Here is a 2,981-nt window from a genome sequence, read left to right on the forward strand (position 1 = left end):
GGCTGGGGGGCCTCGGGTCGGTGTCCCAGACGCCGATGCGCAGGGTGTGGCCGTCCCAGAGGAGGCGGAGGGCCGCGGGGCCCTTGGTGTGGGTGACGGCGTTGGTGACCAGCTCGGTGCCGAGCAGCTCCGCGAGCGGCAGCAGCCGGTCCAGGCCGTGGGCCCGGAGGACGAGTCGGAGGGTGTGGCGGGATATCGGGACGGCGCGCGGGTCGTTGGGGACGTGCAGGGTGTACTCCCATGGTTCGCGGTTCTCGATCATGACAGGCTCCGTACAGAGGCAGTTTTCTGTGGGGATGCGCGCCGTTTGTCCGTTGGTTGCATCGTCGGAGATTCCGGAGGGTAACGGTGTGTCACGTTCCGTTCACGGAGCCGTATATCAGATACCAACCTGGAGACACGGGCGGAGATCGATCACTAGGGTGAGGGCGTCCCCTTCACGAACGAGGTACCACCGCGACGACGCCCCGGAACATCCGCGGGGCCGGAAGGCGTGAGGCAGGCGTGATCAACCGCAGCACTCTGCGCTCGCAGATCGCCGCCGCGCTGCGTGACGAGATCCTCGCCGGACGCCTGGCCACCGGTCGGGAGTTCACGGTCAAGGAGATCGCCGAGCAGTACGGCGTCTCCGCCACGCCGGTGCGCGAGGCGCTGGTCGACCTCGCCGCGCAGGGGCTGCTGGACATGGAGCAGCACCGGGGCTTCCGGGTGCACGAGTTCACGCTGGACGACTACCGCGCGATGTGCGAGGCGCGGCAGCTCGTCGCGGCCACCGTCTTCCAGGGCTGCCTGCCGGAGGGCGGGCCCAAGGAGCCGCCGCCGCCCGGCGTGGTGGCGTCGGTGCGGCGCCGGGCCGAGGCGGCGGAGCGGGCGGCGCGCGCCGGTGACCTCGACGTGCTCATCGCGTACGACCTGCGCTTCTGGCGCGAGCTGTGCGCCGTCTCGGCAAACCCGTATATCGCGGACTTCCTGGACCGGCTCCGGGTGCAGTGCTGGGTGTGCGCCGTGCCGCTGCTCCGCGAGCGCGCGTCCCTGAAGGGGGACCTCTGGGCCGGCCACACGGCGCTGCTGGAGGCGCTGCTGCGGGGGGACGAGGCGGAGACGGGCCGGATCCTCGCCGACTACCACGCCCACGCCCTCACCCTCATGTGACCGCACCCGTCCGGTCCCCCGGCCGATTATTTCGGTCCCGCTCCGGTTTCCCCCGGCGGGCGGTCCCGGCTGCCTCCGGCCACTACGCTGGGGCGCCTGGGGGTACCCCCTGGCTTGAGCGGAGCCGAGAGCCCGGGGGCGGTACCGACGTCCGCGTACGCGCATTGGAGTGCTTCCCTTGGCCTGTGACCTCTGGCTGGTCCCGTTGGTCGACGTGCTGTGCCACAGCCCCGACAACCCCTTCGCCGAGGAGATCGCCGCCTACGACCGCGCCCTTGCGGACGCCGGACTTCCGCCCGTCCCCGTGTTCGGCTATATGCCGGGCCTCTCCGGTGACGTCGCCCCCGTCGCGGGGTTCGACTACGACGCGCTGCACTACCTCCGCCGCGCGTATCTGCTGCAGGCCAGCGGCCTGGAGGTGACGCCGGTCGACGAGCTCGGCGGTGACTACGAGCAGCTGCTGGAGATGTTCGAGCAGGCGGCCCAGCAGTCCCATCTGGTCTGGCACTTCGACCACGCGGGCGCGTACGTCCCCGTCGACTTCGCCGCGCCGCTGGCCGGAGCCGACGACGAACTGCTGGACGGCGGGGGGCCGCTCGGCTCCGGCCACGGGCTGCTCCGCGAACTCCGCGCCGTGGCCCCGCACCTGGGGATCGACCCGGACAACCCGCCCCCGGCGCCGGCGGCTCCGCCGCGCCCCACCGAGCTGGAGGAGCCCGCCGCCGCGACCGCCATCGGCTACGAGGACGGCACGCCGTTCGGCCGCGAACGGCATGTCTGGCTGGGCCTGCACGCCGCGGTGACCCGCAGCCTCGCCCAGGGCTCGATGATCGTCTTCAGCTAGCGCCCCCGGGGGCGTCCGGCGGATCTTGCCGGGTCGGGGGCTGCCCCTGTCCGTGCCCTGCGGACTGCGGCTGTCGTCGTGGTTGCGCGCGCGGTTCCCCGCGCCCCCTCGGGGCGCACGGAACCGCGCGACCGGCCACCGAGCACCCGCAGACTGCGACGCGACAGCAAGGGGCAGCCCCGACCCGGCGAGATCCGCCGGACACGGCCTACCCCTCCGGAGGCCGCTGCCGGGGCATGCGGGGGCGGAGGCCCGGCCCTCCCCCCGGGCGGGGCGGCGCGGGGCGGACCGGCAGGCCCGCGCCGCCCCCGGAGCTCCCGTCGGTCCCGCCTTCGCGCCGCCCCGCGTGCAGCGGGCCGGAGAGCGCCCGGGTGCGGAACTCCACCATCCAGTCCACCGTCTCGTCCCGCACGATCTCCTCGACGTCCTCCGCGAACCGGCGCAGCAGCGCCAGCGACCGCTCGGCCGCCTCCCCGCCCGTGCCCTCGACGGGGCCGAGCACCTCGCGCACCCGCTCGGCCGCCCAGTCGTACTGCAGGGCCGTCAGCCGGCGGCGTACCGCGTGCGCCGTGCCGACATCCCGCATCCAGCCGGAGGTCAGCCCGAGCATCCGGTCCGTCCCGGCGCACAGCACCGCGCCCAGCAGTCCGACATAGCCCCAGGTCGGCGCGGACGGCCCGAGCACGTCCGCGAGCCGGAGCAGCGGCAGCAGGCCGCCCGCCGCCAGCCCCGCGACGGTGCCCAGGCGCAGCAGCCGCGCCCACCGGCGCTTGGCCACGCGGTCCGCGAGATACCAGGAGACGACGCCGAGCGCGTACTCCTCCACCCACTGGAAGAGCTCGTCCAGCCGCTCGGCGGGCTCTCCCCAGTCCCCGGACGGAAAGGCCCGCCCCAGCAGATCCCCGGGCCGCATCTCCGGCTGACTCACGCGCACTCCCAACGCTCGTACGGCCCCTTCCTACCGCCGAATCCGGCACACCATGCC

At 73.9% G+C, this 2,981-nt stretch carries 4 protein-coding genes; 2 read left to right on the forward strand and 2 right to left on the reverse strand.

Annotated elements, in window-relative coordinates:
- Positions 1-262: ATP-binding protein (locus G5C65_RS34675; protein WP_165303036.1), on the reverse strand; the 262-nt coding region annotated here is incomplete at its 3' end.
- A gap of 242 nt (positions 263-504) precedes the next feature.
- Here G5C65_RS34675 and G5C65_RS34680 point away from each other — a divergent pair.
- Complete coding sequence (locus tag G5C65_RS34680) at positions 505-1,152, forward strand: GntR family transcriptional regulator (RefSeq protein ID WP_338146804.1); 648 nt, start codon at positions 505-507, stop codon at positions 1,150-1,152.
- A gap of 178 nt (positions 1,153-1,330) precedes the next feature.
- Entirely contained in the window at positions 1,331-1,996 is a 666-nt protein-coding gene (locus G5C65_RS34685) for a hypothetical protein (RefSeq protein WP_165303037.1), read from the forward strand.
- A 208-nt stretch (positions 1,997-2,204) separates the two neighbouring features.
- On the opposite strand, the gene G5C65_RS34690 is transcribed toward G5C65_RS34685, so the two are convergent.
- Entirely contained in the window at positions 2,205-2,924 is a 720-nt protein-coding gene (locus tag G5C65_RS34690) for an SLATT domain-containing protein (RefSeq protein WP_420903392.1), read from the reverse strand.
- Between the last annotated feature and the right edge of the window lie 57 nt (positions 2,925-2,981).

It is taken from the genome of Streptomyces boncukensis, from assembly GCF_011045075.1.
In the GTDB taxonomy this organism is placed as follows: domain Bacteria; phylum Actinomycetota; class Actinomycetes; order Streptomycetales; family Streptomycetaceae; genus Streptomyces; species Streptomyces boncukensis.